This window comes from Paenibacillus amylolyticus (genome assembly GCF_050990605.1).
GTDB lineage: Bacteria > Bacillota > Bacilli > Paenibacillales > Paenibacillaceae > Paenibacillus > Paenibacillus amylolyticus_H.
In genome coordinates, this window is record NZ_CP158832.1 from 5797103 (window position 1) to 5816233 (window position 19131).

The 19131-nt window shown below is 37.7% G+C and carries 20 protein-coding genes; all 20 read right to left on the reverse strand.

From position 1 onward, the window contains the following. Nucleotides 1-339: 339 nt before the first annotated feature. The 20 genes from ABTV53_RS25500 to fliW all read right to left on the reverse strand — a co-directional run bounded on the left by ABTV53_RS25500 (nt 340) and on the right by fliW (nt 19108). Nucleotides 340-537, reverse strand: coding sequence for a cold shock domain-containing protein (locus ABTV53_RS25500; protein WP_024631599.1), 198 nt, complete (start codon nt 535-537; stop codon nt 340-342). 291 nt (nt 538-828) lie between these two features. Continuing rightward, complete coding sequence (locus ABTV53_RS25505) at nt 829-1188, reverse strand: hypothetical protein (protein WP_433747767.1); 360 nt, start codon at nt 1186-1188, stop codon at nt 829-831. Then, entirely contained in the window at nt 1181-1567 is a 387-nt protein-coding gene (gene fliS, locus ABTV53_RS25510; protein ID WP_433747770.1) for a flagellar export chaperone FliS, read from the reverse strand. Before fliS ends, ABTV53_RS25505 begins: the two co-directional genes overlap by 8 nt. A 23-nt stretch (nt 1568-1590) precedes the next feature. Then, entirely contained in the window at nt 1591-3072 is a 1482-nt protein-coding gene (gene fliD, locus ABTV53_RS25515; RefSeq protein ID WP_433747772.1) for a flagellar filament capping protein FliD, read from the reverse strand. A 14-nt stretch (nt 3073-3086) separates the two neighbouring features. Next, entirely contained in the window at nt 3087-3476 is a 390-nt protein-coding gene (locus ABTV53_RS25520; protein WP_433747775.1) for a flagellar protein FlaG, read from the reverse strand. Nucleotides 3477-3733: 257 nt separating this feature from the next. Then, the gene (rfbG, locus tag ABTV53_RS25525) at nt 3734-4828 is read right to left on the reverse strand and encodes a CDP-glucose 4,6-dehydratase (protein WP_433747777.1); all 1095 of its coding nucleotides are present in this window, start codon (nt 4826-4828) and stop codon (nt 3734-3736) included. Between the two features lie 26 nt (nt 4829-4854). Beyond that, nucleotides 4855-6669 (reverse strand): glycosyltransferase family 2 protein, encoded by a 1815-nt coding sequence (locus tag ABTV53_RS25530; protein WP_433747780.1) that lies wholly within the window; start codon nt 6667-6669, stop codon nt 4855-4857. A 12-nt stretch (nt 6670-6681) separates the two neighbouring features. Beyond that, entirely contained in the window at nt 6682-7236 is a 555-nt protein-coding gene (rfbC, locus tag ABTV53_RS25535; RefSeq protein WP_433747782.1) for a dTDP-4-dehydrorhamnose 3,5-epimerase, read from the reverse strand. A gap of 42 nt (nt 7237-7278) precedes the next feature. Further along, nucleotides 7279-8346: a class I SAM-dependent methyltransferase gene (locus tag ABTV53_RS25540; protein ID WP_433747784.1), complete on the reverse strand. Its 1068-nt coding sequence runs from the start codon at nt 8344-8346 to the stop codon at nt 7279-7281. A gap of 2 nt (nt 8347-8348) precedes the next feature. Beyond that, nucleotides 8349-9263 carry an NAD-dependent epimerase/dehydratase family protein gene (locus tag ABTV53_RS25545; protein WP_433747787.1) on the reverse strand — a complete coding sequence of 305 codons (915 nt, stop codon included), beginning with the start codon at nt 9261-9263 and terminating at the stop codon, nt 8349-8351. 20 nt (nt 9264-9283) lie between these two features. Then, nucleotides 9284-10027 carry a hypothetical protein gene (locus ABTV53_RS25550; protein ID WP_433754372.1) on the reverse strand — a complete coding sequence of 248 codons (744 nt, stop codon included), beginning with the start codon at nt 10025-10027 and terminating at the stop codon, nt 9284-9286. Then, complete coding sequence (gene rfbF, locus ABTV53_RS25555) at nt 9990-10778, reverse strand: glucose-1-phosphate cytidylyltransferase (RefSeq protein ID WP_433747790.1); 789 nt, start codon at nt 10776-10778, stop codon at nt 9990-9992. The genes ABTV53_RS25550 and rfbF overlap by 38 nt, the downstream gene beginning before the upstream one ends. A 25-nt stretch (nt 10779-10803) precedes the next feature. Continuing rightward, a complete protein-coding gene (locus ABTV53_RS25560) occupies nt 10804-11997 on the reverse strand; it encodes a class I SAM-dependent methyltransferase (RefSeq protein WP_433747793.1) in 1194 nt (397 codons plus the stop codon). A 14-nt stretch (nt 11998-12011) separates the two neighbouring features. Further along, nucleotides 12012-13124 (reverse strand): glycosyltransferase, encoded by a 1113-nt coding sequence (locus tag ABTV53_RS25565; RefSeq protein WP_433747796.1) that lies wholly within the window; start codon nt 13122-13124, stop codon nt 12012-12014. Nucleotides 13125-13211: 87 nt separating this feature from the next. Beyond that, on the reverse strand, nt 13212-15086 hold the full coding sequence (locus tag ABTV53_RS25570) for a glycosyltransferase (RefSeq protein ID WP_433747798.1): 1875 nt from the start codon (nt 15084-15086) through the stop codon (nt 13212-13214). 178 nt (nt 15087-15264) lie between these two features. Further along, nucleotides 15265-16086, reverse strand: a complete 822-nt coding sequence (gene hag / locus ABTV53_RS25575; RefSeq protein ID WP_433747800.1) for a flagellin Hag — start codon at nt 16084-16086, stop codon at nt 15265-15267. 248 nt (nt 16087-16334) lie between these two features. Further along, nucleotides 16335-17150, reverse strand: a complete 816-nt coding sequence (locus tag ABTV53_RS25580) for a flagellin (protein ID WP_433747803.1) — start codon at nt 17148-17150, stop codon at nt 16335-16337. Nucleotides 17151-17397: 247 nt separating this feature from the next. After that, nucleotides 17398-18213, reverse strand: a complete 816-nt coding sequence (locus tag ABTV53_RS25585) for a flagellin (protein ID WP_433747803.1) — start codon at nt 18211-18213, stop codon at nt 17398-17400. Between the two features lie 143 nt (nt 18214-18356). Then, nucleotides 18357-18602, reverse strand: coding sequence for a carbon storage regulator CsrA (gene csrA / locus ABTV53_RS25590; RefSeq protein ID WP_433747806.1), 246 nt, complete (start codon nt 18600-18602; stop codon nt 18357-18359). Nucleotides 18603-18604: 2 nt separating this feature from the next. Continuing rightward, nucleotides 18605-19108 carry a flagellar assembly protein FliW gene (gene fliW, locus ABTV53_RS25595; RefSeq protein WP_433747808.1) on the reverse strand — a complete coding sequence of 168 codons (504 nt, stop codon included), beginning with the start codon at nt 19106-19108 and terminating at the stop codon, nt 18605-18607. Nucleotides 19109-19131 lie beyond the last annotated feature (23 nt).

A 19131-nucleotide genomic window follows, 5' to 3' on the forward strand; every position in this document is an offset into this window, starting at 1 on the left:
AAGTCACATCTGCCAACATAGGAATAACGCCATATTTCGCGATATTTCATCATATTCAGCCATAATCGTATATTTGCATGGAACGTCTTATTAGGCGCTTGATGATGTATTTAACCGTTTTTGAGCTTGCTCAATCTAATATGTAAAATGAACTTCAATCGATCTCTTGAATCTACTGCTTTAATCTATTAAACTCACAAGAATACTGTTCCCGAACTGATCTAAATCTCGTATCTATTAAAACAAAAAAAGACCCCGGAAAGTACCGGAGTCTGATGCTAGCGATAATTCAATCTGGTAACCATCTAACCATATATGTAGGTCGGATTGTCCGGATGATTATAATTTGATTACGTTAGCTGCTTGCGGTCCACGCGCGCCTTCGACGATGTCGAATTCTACGGATTGACCTTCTTCCAAAGTTTTGAATCCTTCGGATTGAATTGCGGAGAAATGTACGAATACGTCGCCGCCATCTTCAGTCTCAATGAAACCGTAACCTTTTTCTGCGTTGAACCATTTTACTTTACCTTGCATGCACTAACATTCCCTTCGTCATCAAATGAAGTGAAGCTTTCGGCCTTAACCTCTGCCCACAACTCAGATAATACCACCCAAAGTTATCCATTGTCAATTGGTAAAGTAAATGTTTTCTTGGAATTTTTTGTAGATTAATTGGGGATTATGTTGAACGGTGAGATATCTTGAATATATCAGGTAATTGGCGGGTTGGTAAGTCTATTTTTGATGTATTAATGATGGATACGTTAGGAGGATTTATGAACGAAGAAGACCCGTACTGAGTACGGGCCATCAACTTTACTTCGTTCACTTTCGTTTATCCATAAGATAACTTTCAGATGCATACTTAGTCTCGTATAAACTACGTTGTGTCTTGGCTAAATTTCGCTGTAGTAACCATTCTTGTGCTTCATTTTTAATTGATAACATACGTTCCTGTATCATGAGGTCATACGTCAAAATACGCTTCAGTTCTTCTTTTTGCAAACTATTCATCTTTTGAACGTCCATAATACCCTGTAATTGTTGCACTAAATCTTGACGTTCACTAACGAAATCTTCAATATCTTTAGAAGCCTTGGTTTCCAATTCATCTGTAAAATTCAGCGTTAAATTTAATAGTTGGTAGAGAAGCCTATCCAACTCTGACTGAATCTCACTACTCATTTGGTATAATTCCCGCCACTTGTTTACTAGCAACTACCCATGTTTCCCGCAGTTCCTGCAAGTATCCCAATACTTCTTCTCCATATTTGGTTTCTTTTTTTATATTAGCTTGGATTAATAAATAATTCATATACTCATATAGCGAGAACAAAGTTTTAGCCACAGGATAGGATTGGTTTAAGGTAGACATCAATTCACTGATAATAGTTTGAGCTTTGCCAAGGTTTACATTAGCTTTGAAGTAATCCCTTGCTTCAATGCCTTCCAGACCCGTTTTTGTAAATCGAATCGCTCCATCATATAACATGATCACCAATTGACCTGGAGTAGAGGTTTGTACCGAAGACTGCTTATATTTCTCGTAAGGAGATGATATCATACTAAATTATTCCTCCTCATTCATTATTGAAAATAACTTGCTAAACTGGAAGATTGCGATTGAAATTGACTCATCGCTTTCTCCATAGCAGCAAACTGCTTATAATAGCGTGTTTCCCAATTTGAAACTTTTCGTTCCATCTCGGATGCTCTCTTGTTGTACTGCTTCAATTGCTCACCCATAATACTCTCTGTTTTCAGTGTCATACTAGCATTAGAGTCCAATTTCGATGTACCCACTTTTTTCACGAGCATGTCTAGCGTAGAATTAAGTTCACTACGCATCTCACTAAACAGAGGTTTACTATTTACGTCTGAAACTGAACCACGGAATATATTTAGAACTTTGTCAGGGTTAGTCGTTAGAGCATCTTTAAGTTTACTTTCATCAATCTGCAACTTACCCTTTTCATAATATTGTCCAGTAGTAATCCCTACTTCACTTAACATTTTCAAATTCCCTGTAACTACCGTTCTCATTGAGTTAACAGCTGCACTAAGAATAGAATCATTCTTTAAGAGTCCACTTTTGGCTTTTTCTTCCCAATTCTTAATGTCGTCTTCTTTCATATCTTTCTTTTGATCAGCTGTCAAAGGTTGAAAATCACGAAACTTTTGCTCTGAGATTCTTCCATTTAACAATCCAAGTAATTCATTATATGTGTCCACGAAAGATTTTATGGTCTCTACAGCCTTGGTCGGGTCAGATTGCGTTGTAATTTTGGAAGGATTAGTTGCAGTCGTTTCTTCTAAAAATGTTAAGTTAATACCGTTAATTTTTAGTTTATTATCAGTTAGTGCATATTTCACAGAATCTGTACCATTCGATATTGATACTTCACCAGCTTGAGGAGGAGTATACGTTAATCCTAGAGCAGTATTCAGTGAACTAGATTGCTGAGCACCACCTGTCCCCGTATCTGTGATTGCTTTCCCATGTTCTTTTGAAGTTATTGAAAGCTTCCCACTAATTTCATCAAAACTTGCCGTTACCGTTGGTATACTTGAATTAATGCGTGCAATAACAACAGATAGAGAATCTGTACTAAGAAAAGTTATCGACTTATCATTAATATTCAAATCGTATGAAGGAGTGGCTGTCCCTGTCAAATCTGCTAAAGTTGTATCAAGCGTAACCTTCGCGGTGGGCTGATTAGCGATTTCCAGTCTAGAACTATTTTGCATTTGAGCTTGTTTAGCCAACTTAATCTCAGTAATTGAAAAAGGAACCGAGCTCGCCTCAGCTGTGGCTTCCGCCCTGACTGCTGTTGTATTCCCACTTACTGTTGATTTTTGAGTATTTGTAGCATCAGAAAAGCTCATTTTCTGCAACTTATCACTCAACTGAACAATTTTGCTATTTATTTCTCGATAGCTATCACGTGTCCATTCGAGAATTTGTTTTTGCTGATTCAACTTGTCTAATGGAACTCGCTTCACTGTCATCATTGATTTAACCATACTGTCGATATCCATTCCTGAAAAACCATTAATACGCATATTCATCTCATCTAACCTCCTTATACTTTTTCATCGACTATAATCCCGGCTATTTCCATCATCTTGGCTACCAAGTCCAGTGTTTTCTCTGGAGGAATTTCACGAATCAGTTCACCTGTTTCCTTATTGAGCACTTTGACTAAAATCTGGTGACTCTTCTCGTGGACACTCATTTCCAGAGTTGTGGTAGGACCTGCCAGAGCTTTAACAGCTCTGTCTATTGCTTTAATAAGCTGCTCATCTCCAAATGGAATGTTAACACCTTGCCGTTCAAGCTTGGATAACTCTGTCCCGCTTCTAACAGCTTGTAACAGAGCGCTGTCTTGTTTGCCACGGGATTCAACTTGAGTGCCATTTGCAACCGATGTGCTATTCGCAGCATTGGTAGAAAGTGAAAACTGTATATTCATCGTTCATCCCCCGATGGAATTATTTATTATATTTATCGGTTAGCGAGGATTGAGATTGAATAGATATTTATTAGTACAATGAATGTTTCTAAAATAAACATAATAAAATGTGCTACATAATGAACGTAAATGATCTCCAATGGGGTGCGTGGAAAATAACTATTATCTAAAAAACATACTGGCATCCATTCCAATTCAGAGACTAAACACACTGAATAGAATAGATAGATTGAGGATGATCCGCTATATATTAGAGTTTAACTTTGTGTCAAACTATCTTTTTCATATTGGCTAATTTGAAACTCGCATACCTCCCTAACACTTCTCCCCACCAAGTAATCAACATACCACTGAACTGTATGATCCAGTGCTTTACCGAGAGACCACTTGGGAAACCAGTTAAGGTGCTTCAGAGCCTTCGAGCAGTCCAGTTTAAGCATGTTTGCTTCATGTTTTGAATCTTGGTTTATAATATGGTATCCCAAATTATCGTGAGGCCATTTGCTAAGCATCTGATTGATGATCCACTCAACAGATCTAGCATCATCATGCTGAGGTCCAAAGTTCCAGGCCTCAGCATAATTAAATTCTTCAGAGTATAAATTTTGACAAAGTAGTAGATAACCCGATAAAGGTTCTAGTACATGTTGCCAAGGACGAATAGCACCGGGATTACGAATCTGAATCTTATCTCCGTTAATCAGTGATTTAACAAAATCAGGGATGAGTCGATCTTCAGCCCAATCTCCTCCTCCAATTACATTGCCAGCTCTCGCAGTTGCTACATTTATCCCAGAGGATTGAAGAAAAGAACGACGATATGCCGAGGTGATGAGTTCTGAGCAAGCTTTACTACTTGAATAGGGATCATGCCCACCCAAAGGATCAATTTCCCGGTATCCCCACTCCCATTCCTTATTTTCATAACATTTATCTGTGGTAACATTTAGAATAACGCGGACCGATGAACATCTACGCGCTGCTTCCATCACATTAACAGTACCCATTACATTGGTTGCGTATGTCTCAACGGGGCTTTCATATGATTTTCTAACTAGAGGTTGCGCAGCCATGTGAATAATGATCTCAGGATTAGCTTTATTTATAGATTGAGTAAGATTTAATAAGTCAGTTACATTACCGTCTGTAGTGGATTCAACTAAACCTTCTTCAATATTACCTAGCTTAAATAACGAAGGACTTGAGGGAATATCTAAAGAGTAACCTGTAACTTTTGCCCCCATATTATGAAGCCACAGAGTCAGCCAACTACCTTTGAAACCGGTATGTCCAGTTATAAATACATCTTTCCCTAACCAAAAGTTACGATTCACGATGCCTGTTTTCACCATATCAACCTCTTGACTTTCATATAAATTTAAATTCCAACGAAGTTCATTTGATATAATCCATAAGTATGGTTTAGTAATGATTTCAGATATTCCGTTTCTTTTTCCTCACCATTAGCTAAAAAACGTGCTAAATTACCAACCATCTGATCACTATCAACACTTCGTTGTGGGGCATAGTTAATTATTGAAGTTGATTCAAAACCATATATCCTTGCTTGATTGCAAATTACTTCAGGGATGTAATGCTTACGACTATGAACAGAATGAGAAGAGTTCAACATTTCGTATAGCACTTCAATACTAATTCCGTTGTTAACCATAAAAATCAACTTGCCATTGGTATTCATCTTGTCAGCAACACTACTAAAAAGAGTATCCAAATCGTCTGAATACATATCCAATGGTTTTTCAATATAAACTAAGTCAACATTGACGTTTTCAACAGAATGGAGTTGAATTAAATTGTCAAGTGTAATGACTTGCTCAGAAATACTTCTAACATCCTGATCATACTTTCTCTCCGTAGAACAAACAGAAATCATTGGTTTATTCCCATAACTTGACCAAATACGATTCTTTAATTGCAGTAAAGTAGCCCCACATTTTACATCAATGCCCAGAATCGAATTAACTCCTGAAAGTAATTTTTCATCAATATCGAGATAGGCTACATTCATACGCGCATCCAACCAAGCATCCAAGTCGTATCTTTCCTGGAAAGTTACTCTTCCCTCTTCCAAGGAATTGGATTGGTGGTCAACTGCTGTAGTCAAACTACCGTAGTGATGAGTCACAGTATCACCACAATATACGAGCTTATATCCCGCTCTTCTGATTCTAAAGCTTATATCATCGTCCAAAAATTCACCACGGTAATAACGAGTATCATAATATCCAATTCGATCTAAAAGAGCTGTGGGACAACACAACACATTGGGTAATAATACTACACGTTCTTCCCACTTAGCAGGATCACTTACATTATAATCTTTAGCCCGCTCTTGAAAATCTTCTTTAGAGACAAATGGGACTGAAATTTGCTGCAAATTTGAAATAAATGTTGCACCTGGTGAGACAAAACCAATTTTTGGGTCTGATTCGATACAAATCATCAAGTTTTCTATCCAATTTGGTGTGAAAATAAAATCATTACATACAGCAGCACAATATTTACCTTCTGCTGCCATTAATCCAATATTAAATCCTTTAACAAGATGTATGTTATATTTTAGATGAATTACTTTTGCCCCATTAATAGAATTAAAATACTCTTTTGTTCCATCAGTAGAACCATTGTCTACCAAAATTAATTCATAATCTATATCACCAGTATTCATTAAAATACTCTCAACGCAATCCTTCGTATAACTGAGATTATTATATGCTAGTAAAACTATACTGACTTTACACTTTGAATTTTTACCCTTCATAATAATATCTTCATGGTCCACAATCCCAATCTCAGGATAATAATTCGGGTAGTCCCTCTTCGTAACTATGTTTTCTACCAAATAAGCTACCTCAAACTCTAAAACTCTAAACAAAGATGTAAAATGAAATTTGAAATTATATAAAAAAGATTCTACTTTATCAGTCATTATGTTTTCTTTAAGCTCATTAATATAAAAAATAATATTCGCATTAATTTCTTTGACTCTGTTAGGTATGGTTGACATGTTTGTTAAGTTTTCCACTACACGTATTAATCCTAGGATATCATCGAAAATGCCCAAATCCGAGAGACTCAACTCTTCTTGTTTAATACAATTTTCCAAATAAAATATTCCTTCACGTCCAACATGCAGAGACTCTAGAAGTTTTGTTGCGGTCAAATTATCCATTTTAGTCTCCCTTTATAATTCAATACCATCTGTTTTCATATTAAAAGCATTCCATGATTCATCTTTTTGTGAAATGAAGGTATGCTCTGACTCAGGCCACTCTATTCCGAACGCCTCATCATCCCAACGGACTCCAGATTCATGTGAAGGTGTATAGCTCTCACTTACCATATAATGAATATTTGTATTGTCTGTTAGGGTCTTATAACCATGTGCGAAACCTTTGGGGACATATAAAGATAAGCGATTTTCTTCCGACAGTGTCACCCCATACCATTTTCCAAATGTAGAACTTTTATAATTCAGATCTATAATAACATCGTATATCGCACCACTGAAGCACGTTACGATTTTGTCTTCGCTATAGGGTGGTTTTTGAAAGTGCATACCTCTGAGGGTTCCGGATTTCAAGTTAAAAGCTACATTCGATTGAGTCATATTGAAGTTAATCCCTTTTGCTTTCATTTCCGTCTGACAAAAACTTCTGGCAAAATATCCGCGACTGTCCGTAATAGGTTCTAATTCAATAACTGCCGCTTTATTCAACGGCGTAGGAAGAATCAACATGCATGTCCACCTAACTTTCTATTACTTAGATTGATGATTTTATTATTTGAATGTGATTATTTCCCCAGAAAATCCAAGTTGTTTAAGCTGAGTTTGTATTTGATTTATATGTGCATTAGCAAAAATAATAATAGTATTGAATTCAGAGACCGCTTCAGATGTAGGTTTTTTAATGAGAATGCGTGAAAGATAATGTCCATGCTTGGCGTTGTCACTATCAAAGAGACATTGTATCTGGGTTTCATTCCTTAACATTGCCAAAAAACAAGTGGCTTCCGCTCCTGCGCCCCAACCTGCAACCTTAGAATTCGGAGAGAGTTGAGAGACGATTCTTTTAATATCCTTTTGCCGCTTCGTGCTAAAATCCACTAGAGACTTCGGCACCTTTCTCATATAAATTTCCAGTAAATTAGGATCTGCTGATTCCTGCACACATACAACACTCAATCCAGCACGACAGGCCATTGCTGATAGACTGGTTACTGAAAAATATTGGATGTGGTCAGTACAAAGATTATTATACAATTTTTTCTCAAAAATTCGTTGTCCGTTAGGTACTTCAACCAACATCACACCATTTTCTTTTAGATGTGTCGCTGCTTGCTTTATCATCTCTAGCGGATCTTCAAGATGTTCCAAAACTTCTATTAAAGTTATTACATCGAATCCCGAGTCAAAACTTAATCCTTGATGGAAAAAATCATGAGTCACATTGAAGCCCTTTTCCCGAGCAATTAGAACACTAGAACTAGAAGGTTCCACACCCTGAATTTCTATGAAGTACTTCTGAGCCAACTCAAGATAGTGTCCAACACCACATCCAATATCAAGGAATTTATTATTTGATGGAGCAAGTAAAGATAAACGTTCAACTTGTTGCTCTCGAACACTTTTAAAACTCGCACCCCAAAAAGAGCCCATCGAATATTCTTCATAGTAGCTTTCATTTATATGAGACGGAATCTGAGTGTGTCCACATGAATTACAGTGATAAATGTCAATATCGCGCACCTGAACTTGTTCCGTATCATAATCAAGCATCACACTGTGTGGAGCACCGTTATATTTTTCTTCAAAATGACAGACTTGTCCACATATACAACATATCATGTCTAATATTTCCTTTCTGATGAGCGCTTAAGGAGCTCTCCCAGCATTTCATATACGAATATTTCCAAGCTCTCCGTAGGATACAATTCTGGACAATCATTTGAGCTTGTAAATTGAAAATGAACTACCTCTTCTTCCACTTCGGGATGAATAATTTGCACGGGCATATTGAATTTTTCTTGCGAAACTTTCTGAACAAGATACGCATAATTCAGAACACTCATCGTTTCTTCACCATAAGCATGTAAAATTTCATAAGATGGTTTCTCTCTAATAATCCAAGCTATTTTTCGACAAAGATCAGTAACACCTACGAAGTTACGAAGTTGTTTCCCTGAAGTACGTAGTATAATTTCATGATTATTTACTGCTTCTTCACAAAATGCAAAAGGTATGAGATTCCATCTTTTGAATTTAGCTAAATCCTTAGGTACACCAAAAACATTGGACGGTCGAACTATCCAAGTTCTAACTCCATTTGTTCTATTAAACCTAATTACTGTTCGTTCAGCCTCATAATGTGCAAGCCCATAACTATTAATTGGCATGGGAGGAGAATCTTCTGTTAATTCACCTTGGGATACTCCGAAAACATGAAAGCTTGATACATATATGAAACTAGGTATTTTATTATTCTCACAGAAAGTTAGTGCTGCACGAACCTTAGCAGTATTGTCAATTATAGCTTCATGATTTGATTCTGAGTACATGTTATCGCTAGGTGAAACCAGATGTATCATCACATCAATATCGCTGTATTTAATTTCAGCTACCTTATCCGGATCAGTAAAATCCATCAGGAGATCTCCGTGCGAATCTCTGGTAGCTTTAAGTACTCTGTAGTTCAAACTTTCAAGTAACGTGGCCATGTGAAGACCAATGTAACCATTTGCACCACTAATTAAAATTGTTTTCACTGTCAGGATTCATCTCCATGTCATGAAATAGGTACATTATAAAATGTCTGTGCCCAAGGAGTGTCTGTTGATTGATTTATATGCCTACCTGTGTCTATATGACGGTAGTACAATGAACCATCACTCAGATCTGTATTTCTGAGGAGTGCTTGATTCCCTATAGTGACTAAATTCCCCACATTACATTCACCAATTACTGTTGAGTTAGGAGCTAAAGCAACACCACGACCTAGTTTAGGGTATCGGCCCTCTATAGCTCCCACAGTACATCCCTGATAACATACGAAGAAGTTACTATAAGAAGCCTTGCCCAACACTACTCCGTTCCCATGTAAAACAAGAAAAATATCAGGTAACTCTGCATCATACATACACAGAAAACCGTTCAGCGCCTTATTTAGATTAAACAACTTAGCAGCTATTTCAGCATCTTTGAATCTTCTCCATATCGTATTAGATAAAAACCATAAAAAGACGGTATATTGATCGGAGTGCAAATGAGAAAAATACGTTGTCCCATCGCGATGATACGCTGGTAGTGAAACATGCTTGAAACAAACATGCGTGCGTTCAAGCGCTTCACTTATTGCCCCTTTGAATATATATTCTTTATTCGATAACCGGTTGTCTGGATAGAAATTATTTAATTGATGAATAACATACTTTTGTAACTCATCTTCAGTCATCGAAGTCTTAAACATATACCCTCCATTATCTGTATATATTCTAATCTGTCCAAACCTTCCAAGGCGCTTTATGTCCATGCCAAAGCTCATCCAATATAATTTTTTCACGGAGAGTATCCATTGGCTGCCAAAAACCTTCGTGTTTATAGACATTAAGTTGTTCATCTTTTGCTAAATTTTGTAACGGCTCTTGCTCTAAAATCGTACTTTCAAAATCTTCAATATAACTAAAAACTTGTGGTTGGCAGACCATAAAACCACCATTGATCCAACCGCCATCTCCCTTTACCTTCTCTGTGAAGCCAGTGACCGAATTACCGTCCAGTTCGAGTCGTCCAAACCTGCCATCTGGTTGTACGCCTGTAATCGTGGCTAGCTTCCCACTTTCACTATGACTTTTCACCAACTGCTCAATATTAATATCAGCTAAACCATCTCCATATGTTAGCATAAATGGATGATTTCCCACATATGGTTCAATTCTCTTAATTCTGCTGCCAGTCATGGAATTTAACCCTGTATCCACCAATGTAACTTTCCAGGGTTCAACTGAATTTCGATGAACACTTACTGTGGCATCCAATCCTGAAGAGAAATCATACGTAATTGCTTCAGACATGTGTCGATAGTAATTTGCAAAGTACTCTTTAATAATGTACCCCTTGTATCCTAGACATATAATAAATTCATGATATCCGAAGGAAGAATAAGTTTTCATAATGTGCCATAGTATTGGTGCATCTCCAATTTCAATCATGGGTTTAGGCTTCAAATGAGACTCTTCACTTATCCGAGTACCTCTTCCACCTGCTAAAATAACGACTTTCATTCTTCCACTTCACCTCCCGGCTACTTTATTCAACATGGCTTCCATCAAGTTCTGAATAACATTTCCAAAAGTCATTAAAACTTTCAATAACACTTGATTCTAATACCATGAGAGCTTGTGGGAAATCATTCTCATACGTAATCTGGTAATCTATCAAAGCACTTTTTAGCAAATTAGCTTTAAGCTTAATACTCTTATTATTAATTTTCCCACTAATTTCAGCCATTGTATTCTCAAGCTCTTGAGCAACTTGAACCAGATCAGTAAGAAGAATCTGGGTTGTTTCCGTTTTTTCATCCAAACTACTATTGTATATAAATTGTATAGAGTCTTTTATAGCTTTAACCAATTCATCCGTTCTCTGATAAGAAATACTCGATTTCTTTTCCAATTGAATTATCATATCTTTATCTTCTTGAGTTATTCTTTTGTACCAAACTAGGCTAGCATTAAAGCGGCTATAATCTCGACCAAAAATATCATCCAGAGCTTTGATAACCCCTGTATGGTATCCCTCAATACCATCCAAATGCTTATTGTCTCCATGTAAAAGATGAGGAGGTAACTCATCCGCATAGCATTCACAATCATGACCTATCAAGAGTCCGCCTACTTTAATTTTTTTGATTCCTTTAATAATATCTTGATATACATAATCGTAAGTGTGGTTAGCGTCTACAAAAATAATATCGAAGAAGTTTTCTTGTAGAATATCCATCCCTATCGTGGAGTCACAAACTATTGGTTTTATATTTTCGTAGACCCCTGCATATCGCATTACACTTTTAAAATGTTCAAATGCATTTTCATAATTAGCTATGCTGTGACTCATCGTATCTGGACTACCATTCCATGTATCCATACAAAAAAGTATATTATTCTCTGAAAACGTCTTTAAACTGTTAGCGAAAAAATAGCTAGAACAACCAAACCAGCTGCCCACTTCTAACGCTCTTATATTAGTGTGTTTACCATTCATTAGTTCATTGAAAACAAGACTTGTAATTGCCACAATATCAAGCAGTGTTGTTTCGCCATAAGTGTATTTCTTAATAACCTCATAGTTGTTTATCATACTGGTATATTCCTGATACAATCTTTGGGAGCTCAATGTAGTGTAGTTATTATGTTTTACCCCCAAATCTAAAACAACTTCAGACTCATTGGTATATGTGTTAGTCAGTTTCACTGTATTTTCTTGCAATGATATTTCAATCACAAAAGTTCCTCCACTTAGTTCAAATGTAATAATCGATCAATCTTATTGCCAATAGTGACCCAATCAAAATTCCTTTTAGAGACTTCTTGAATCTCACAGCACACTTTTTCAATTTGTCCTGAATCTTTGCATACTTCTAATAGTGTTTCTGCTAGCTTTTCTACGTCATCAATCGGAAAAAGGCTCCCCAGTTTGCCACAGCAAGTAATGTCATAAGCAGGATCAATGTCAGTTGAAATCACATAACATCCAGCTCTAGCCGCCTCTGTAAAAACAAGAGGGAATCCTTCCCATCTCGAGGTTAAACAGAACACTTTAGCTTTTCTGTATTCCTTTTCTAACTCAAATCTATCATTGATTGAGCCAGGTAATTCTACCTTTTTCATCAAAGTAGGATTTTCTGAAAAATAACTTTGTAGGTACTCCATAAATGTCTCTTCCATGTTCCCTATAATTTTAATTCTCCAATCAGGTATTTCCTCATTCACTAACTTAAAAGCTTTCAAAAGAACATCATTTGCTTTTTGAAAAGTTCCAATTCTTCCGACTGTTAGAATTACATTCTCTTTTTCTTCAAAAGCAACATCATTACTTTCATTAAAGTTGTAATACCCGTTAGGTATTAATTCAATTTTCAATGGCCATTTTTGATTAAGATAATGATGTAATCTGCTACTCTCTACGCTAATCAAGTCGCATTTATCCAATATTTCTAAAACGTCTTTCGTCATATCCATGCTGTTCATCCAATAAAGGTTTGCATCCAACTTAAGATATATTTTTCCATTCGGATTAAAAGTTTTATATACATTAATCCAGCTTAATGTAAACGAGTAGATCCCCATTAAGAATAATATATCGATATTATTCGCATTTTTAATGAGGTACTCGTCCCCATCCCGCAAAATATCGCCTGTATTTTCAATACGTTCAACGCCAAGTCCTTTAACTTCATTATCTAAATAAGGGAACTCCTCCATTTTGTAACAGGCTATTGATGAATTATAGTCATGGTACTTATACAAAATAAACGGAATCATTCCAAGATCCTTCGTCAGATGAACATTTTCACATTCGGGCCACAGAGCTACAAGACGTGGTTTTGTTTTAGCTGATAGATTACCCATAGTCGACTCCCTTAATTTGTTAAACTCTGTTTAGGTATCACTCTCAAAAAACTAATTCCCTTACAGCTTCTTATTACATTTTAAAATCTATCTTACCCATAAACACAGTTTAAACTTCTCGCTTATTACAGTTAATAAAGCATTCGTTTCTGTCTCATCATTGGATTTAAGATATACATTATACATTCGTTCATGTGAACTGTAATTATCATATAATTCAAGTAACTCACTGTAAAAGAGCTGCGCATCCTGCAGATAATTCGATCTATAGCACACATCACCTAATATCTCTATAATATTTTTGTTTCTTGGATGAAGCTTGAACAGCTCCAGTAATAGATCAATAGCAATTTCACCGAAACCATAATCCGCCAGATGCTGACACACTTTAATCTTAATTTCAACGTGTCCATGCCACATATAGCCAAGTATAGTTTCCATTACTTCGAACTCTTGTAAACGAATCAAATGAACTAACACTCTCTCTAAAATACATTCTGTATAAGTTGTTAAACTTAACTTATCGATCGCTTCATTCCTTACAACTATGGCTAAAAATTTCTTTTCTTTTTCACTTAGATTAAGTAATGGGCCAGCCTTCTTGAATAATACCTCGTCTTTAAGAAGTATTGCTAACAACAGTATATCTACTCCATTTTGCTCTTCTTGCTCGGGTAGTACTAGCCACTGCTCTCGGGCTTGGCTGTAATCCTTGGCGTATTGACTTGCAACAGCCATGACATGCTTCTGGACCGTTACCTCATACAAAGTTAGATATCTCTGTAATAGTGGATGTCTCAGTTGATAAAGTGCCTCTAGTATTTTTTCCAGCATTCTACTGTTGTTTATTGAAAATATATCATTAGCGTTTGTAAACATCTCTTCCAGAGAAAGACCTGCTTTTTCTACAATTTCAAAATACTTTCCAATCACGGGTAAAAAATCTGCTTTAAACCTGATCGCTTCTGTAATATGTTCATACGCCTTGTTATATTCATTTTGTGTTGTATGCCACTCTGCAAGCCTTAAATGTGCGATGTACGTGCCATTTCCTTCTGTAAACGAAATACCTTGGTCTCCAATCTCCAAACATCTGTTCATACACGCCAAAGCATCTTTATGATATCCAATTTCCATATAGTACAGTGCTTGCAGATGAAACAAATCAACTTCGAGTGGGTATAAATCCACAGCTTGTTCCAGAACCGTAAGCGCCTCATCATATCTCTTTAGTTCACCAAGGCTCCTGCATAAAGATGCAATCAACTCTGAGGCAATCGTGAGATTCTTACTTAATGGATATGCCTTTTGCAGATATTGAATGGCCTTTTCATGTTCACCAAGCCACATATAGGTTCTACCCATATTGAATAAATTATAGACAGAGGGATTTTCCTTTACTTCTACTAACATAAGAGCCAAATTCCTTTGAGCCTTTCCCCTGCCTTCCATTATCTCGTCGATGTAACCGGTATGCATAATGGTCAGATTGGAATAACCTGCTACTAACTGATCTTCTTGTTCCCTTGTATTCAAATGTTCGTGGAGGCGATTCTGATAACGCAGACCTATTTTATTCATAAAAATACGAATAGCTAGATGAGTCATCCCACGATCGCCTGACATTAAGTTAAATATTCTCGTGAAATAGTAATCTGCTCCAGACTGTATCACCTCAGCCAAATTCGTAGTCTGTTCCAGATATTCGTCTGCGTCCAGCACAAGAATGTAATCTGTGTTCGCATGACATATCGACTCATTACGAGCCGCTGAGAAATCATTGGTCCACTCCATTTGAAAAATATCAGTTGTGTACTCTTTGGCGATTGAAAGTGTATTATCAGTGGAACCTGTATCAACAATGACTATCTGATCAACTTTATCTTTTACACTATCCAAACATCTTCTAAGAAATTGCTCTTCATTTTTAACAATCATGCATAACGCAATAGTTTTCGACATGTATTCCCTCTCATTTCGCATTTACGAATCATATCCATACCTATGTATATCGGTAAAAGTATCTACAATATTTAGAATTCTTGAGGCATTATAACAAGTAAATAATTCCTTGTCTAATCCGTATAATCATCAAACAAAAAAACCACCGAGATAATCCTCGATGGCTCTTCGTGTAAGATTAACGAAGCAATTGCAGTACAGCTTGTGGCTGTTGATTGGCTTGTGCCAACATCGCTTGAGAAGCTTGTGCAAGGATGTTGTTTTTCGTTTGGTTCATCATTTCTTTCGCCATATCTACGTCACGAACACGGGATTCCGCAGCAGACAGGTTCTCAGAAGTCGTTCCCAAGTTGTTGATGGTGTGCTCCAAACGGTTTTGGTTTGCACCCAATTTGGAACGCTCAGCAGATACGGATGCGATAGCTGCATCCAAAGTAGCGATCGCAGCGTTCGCACCTGTTTGAGATGCAATACTTACTGATCCTGCACCAACGCCTAGGGAACCTGCTCCCATGTTGCCAATATTCAACGTAATGCTTTGGCCTGTGTTAGCTCCGATATGGAATACTACAGCACTTGCACCAGCACCATCCAACAATTTCTTCGTATTGAATTCAGTTGTTGTCGAAATACGGTTAATCTCAGCAGTCAATTCTGTAACTTCTTTTTGAAGTTCTGTACGATCAGCGTTAGTGTTTGTATCATTCGCCGATTGAACAGACAATTCACGCATACGTTGCAGAATGCTGTGTGTTTCGTTCAATGCGCCTTCAGCTGTTTGAATCAAAGAGATGCCGTCTTGCGCGTTCTTGGAAGCCATATCCAGACCGCGGATTTGTCCGCGCATTTTCTCAGAGATTGCTAGTCCTGCAGCATCGTCACCAGCGCGGTTGATCCGCAGTCCGGAAGACAATTTTTCGATCGCTTTGTTCGTGTTTGTTGTGTTGGTGTTCAGTTGACGATGAGTGTTCATTGCAGCAATATTGTGGTTAATAATCATTGAGTGTTTCCTCCCTGAAATAAGTTAGTTCCACATCCTTGTGGTAAACGCTACGACTTTAAGGCTGGCTTACCTTATCAGTGCAACATCTTACTCTATATATCGACAGAAACATCAATACTTTTTATAGTGAAATGAATTATTTTATTTTATTTTTTTAATCCATAACGACTGGGGCTTTTTTGAAATCTAAGATAATTGGAACAAAAAAAAGAACCCTTGGAAGTCCAAAGGTTCTTCTGTAAAGATTAACGAAGCAATTGCAGTACAGCTTGTGGCTGTTGATTGGCTTGTGCCAACATCGCTTGAGAAGCTTGTGCAAGGATGTTGTTTTTCGTTTGGTTCATCATTTCTTTCGCCATATCTACGTCACGAACACGGGATTCCGCAGCAGACAGGTTCTCAGAAGTCGTTCCCAAGTTGTTGATGGTGTGCTCCAAACGGTTTTGGTTTGCACCCAATTTGGAACGTTCAGCAGATACGGATGCGATTGCAGCGTCCAAAGTAGAGATCGCAGCATTCGCACCTGATTGAGTACCAATAGCAACTGTTGAAACCCCCAGGGAAGCGGATCCCATGTTACCAACATTTAATGTAATGCTTTGGCCTGTGTTAGCTCCGATATGGAATACTACAGCACTTGCACCAGCACCATCCAACAATTTCTTCGTATTGAATTCAGTTGTTGTCGAGATCCGATCAATTTCAGCTGTCAGTTGTGTAACTTCTTTTTGAAGCTCAGCACGGTCTGCATCTGTGTTCGTATCATTCGCAGATTGAACAGACAATTCACGTACACGTTGCAGAATGCTGTGTGTTTCGTTCAATGCACCTTCAGCTGTCTGAATCAAAGAAATACCATCTTGAGCATTTTTAGAAGCCATATCCAAACCGCGGATTTGTCCACGCATTTTTTCGGAAATTGCCAATCCTGCAGCATCGTCACCAGCGCGGTTGATCCGCAGACCGGAAGACAATTTTTCAATCGCTTTGTTTGTGTTTGTTGTGTTGGTGTTCAGTTGACGATGGGTGTTCATCGCAGCAATATTGTGGTTGATAATCATTGAGTGTTTCCTCCCTGAAATAAGTTAGTTCCACATCCTTGTGGTAAACGTTACGTCTCTAAGGCTGACTTACCTTATCGGGCAACATCTTACTCTATATATCGACAGAAACATCAATACTTTTTATAGTGAAATGAATTATTTTATTTTATTTTTTTAATCCATAACGACTGGGGCTTTTTTGAAATCTAAGATAATTGGAACAAAAAAAAGAACCCTTGGAAGTCCAAAGGTTCTTCTGTAAAGATTAACGAAGCAATTGCAGTACAGCTTGTGGCTGTTGATTGGCTTGTGCCAACATCGCTTGGGAAGCTTGTGCAAGGATGTTGTTTTTCGTTTGGTTCATCATTTCTTTCGCCATATCTACGTCACGAACACGGGATTCCGCAGCAGACAGGTTCTCAGAAGTCGTTCCCAAGTTGTTGATGGTGTGCTCCAAACGGTTTTGGTTTGCACCCAATTTGGAACGCTCAGCAGATACGGATGCGATTGCAGCGTCCAAAGTAGAGATCGCAGCATTCGCACCTGATTGAGTACCAATAGCAACTGTTGAAACCCCCAGGGAAGCGGATCCCATGTTACCAACATTTAATGTAATGCTTTGGCCTGTGTTAGCTCCGATATGGAATACTACAGCACTTGCACCAGCCCCATCCAACAATTTCTTCGTATTGAATTCAGTTGTTGTCGAGATCCGATCAATTTCAGCAGTCAGTTGCGTAACTTCTTTTTGAAGCTCAGCACGGTCTGCATCTGTGTTCGTATCATTCGCAGATTGAACAGACAATTCACGCACACGTTGCAGAATGCTGTGTGTTTCGTTCAATGCACCTTCAGCTGTCTGAATCAAAGAGATACCATCTTGAGCATTTTTAGAAGCCATATCCAAACCGCGGATTTGTCCACGCATTTTTTCGGAAATTGCCAATCCTGCAGCATCGTCACCAGCGCGGTTGATCCGCAGACCGGAAGACAATTTTTCGATCGCTTTGTTCGTGTTTGTTGTGTTGGTGTTCAGTTGACGATGAGTGTTCATCGCAGCAATATTGTGGTTGATAATCATTGAGTGTTTCCTCCCTGAAATAAGTTAGTTCCACATCCTTGTGGTAAACGTCGCAACATTAAGGTCGGCCGCCCTCCTGAAACAACATCTATACTATATATCGTCAGATATTCAAAAACTGTTATAGTAGACTGGAATATTCTTTATTTATCTTTCTCTTTAGTATCACGCACAAACTGCATAAAGGCTTCTACATCGGACACAGGCGGTGCTGTAGATTCACGATTGGCTTCCTGAATAGAAACGTACAGTTCTTGGCGAAAGATATCCACATGGTTAGGTGCCGAGATTCCGATCCTCACGGTGTCGCCATCCACAGCAAGCACAGTCACCTCAATATTATCCTGAATAATAATTGATTCTCCTTTTTTTCGTGACAGTACTAGCATATTTAATCTCCGCCTTTCACCGATTGCAGGTTATTTGACCAGATCCGATGTCTGGTTTCATATCCGGATTGGTGAAGCACGACTTGTTTGCCTTTTAGAGTAACAGGATTCATTACAAGCGGTGCCAACAAATTCATAGTTGATTTTACTGTTTCCGACTGAATAGTCACAATCGCATATACAGCTACCTTATCTTCAAGCTTCAGCTCATCTTTGTCCTCATTACTCAACTCAAAACTATAGTCTGTCTTGAACTCAAACGGACTAACGATTAAAAAAGAAATTTCTGATTCATTTATGGATTGAAGATAGCTGAAAGGGGTTCCCTCCCATGGAATTAAGGCAAAGTCAGTTTCCCGCTCAAATCCAGGCAATCCCTTTTCAAAATGATATACATCCTCTAGAGGTACATCGATTTCACCTAACATACTGGTTCTAATTAAAATAACAAACGCCCCCTTGGCAACAGTTTTGTACAAAAAAAAGCTATAGCGGATGCCGAACATAACCGTCTATAGCCCATTATAAC

Coding starts and splice junctions, on each gene's coding strand:
- ABTV53_RS25500 (WP_024631599.1), bottom strand. CDS start 537: ATGCAAGGTAAAGTAAAATGGTTCAACGCAGAAAAAGGTTACGGTTTC.
- ABTV53_RS25505 (WP_433747767.1), bottom strand. CDS start 1,188: ATGAGTAGTGAGATTCAGTCAGAGTTGGATAGGCTTCTCTACCAACTA.
- fliS (WP_433747770.1), bottom strand. CDS start 1,567: ATGATATCATCTCCTTACGAGAAATATAAGCAGTCTTCGGTACAAACC.
- fliD (WP_433747772.1), bottom strand. CDS start 3,072: ATGAATATGCGTATTAATGGTTTTTCAGGAATGGATATCGACAGTATG.
- ABTV53_RS25520 (WP_433747775.1), bottom strand. CDS start 3,476: ATGAATATACAGTTTTCACTTTCTACCAATGCTGCGAATAGCACATCG.
- rfbG (WP_433747777.1), bottom strand. CDS start 4,828: ATGGTGAAAACAGGCATCGTGAATCGTAACTTTTGGTTAGGGAAAGAT.
- ABTV53_RS25530 (WP_433747780.1), bottom strand. CDS start 6,669: ATGGATAATTTGACCGCAACAAAACTTCTAGAGTCTCTGCATGTTGGA.
- rfbC (WP_433747782.1), bottom strand. CDS start 7,236: ATGTTGATTCTTCCTACGCCGTTGAATAAAGCGGCAGTTATTGAATTA.
- ABTV53_RS25540 (WP_433747784.1), bottom strand. CDS start 8,346: ATGATATGTTGTATATGTGGACAAGTCTGTCATTTTGAAGAAAAATAT.
- ABTV53_RS25550 (WP_433754372.1), bottom strand. CDS start 10,027: ATGGACATAAAGCGCCTTGGAAGGTTTGGACAGATTAGAATATATACA.
- rfbF (WP_433747790.1), bottom strand. CDS start 10,778: ATGAAAGTCGTTATTTTAGCAGGTGGAAGAGGTACTCGGATAAGTGAA.
- ABTV53_RS25565 (WP_433747796.1), bottom strand. CDS start 13,124: ATGGGTAATCTATCAGCTAAAACAAAACCACGTCTTGTAGCTCTGTGG.
- ABTV53_RS25570 (WP_433747798.1), bottom strand. CDS start 15,086: ATGTCGAAAACTATTGCGTTATGCATGATTGTTAAAAATGAAGAGCAA.
- hag (WP_433747800.1), bottom strand. CDS start 16,086: ATGATTATTAACCACAATATTGCTGCAATGAACACTCATCGTCAACTG.
- ABTV53_RS25580 (WP_433747803.1), bottom strand. CDS start 17,150: ATGATTATCAACCACAATATTGCTGCGATGAACACCCATCGTCAACTG.
- ABTV53_RS25585 (WP_433747803.1), bottom strand. CDS start 18,213: ATGATTATCAACCACAATATTGCTGCGATGAACACTCATCGTCAACTG.
- csrA (WP_433747806.1), bottom strand. CDS start 18,602: ATGCTAGTACTGTCACGAAAAAAAGGAGAATCAATTATTATTCAGGAT.
- fliW (WP_433747808.1), bottom strand. CDS start 19,108: ATGTTCGGCATCCGCTATAGCTTTTTTTTGTACAAAACTGTTGCCAAG.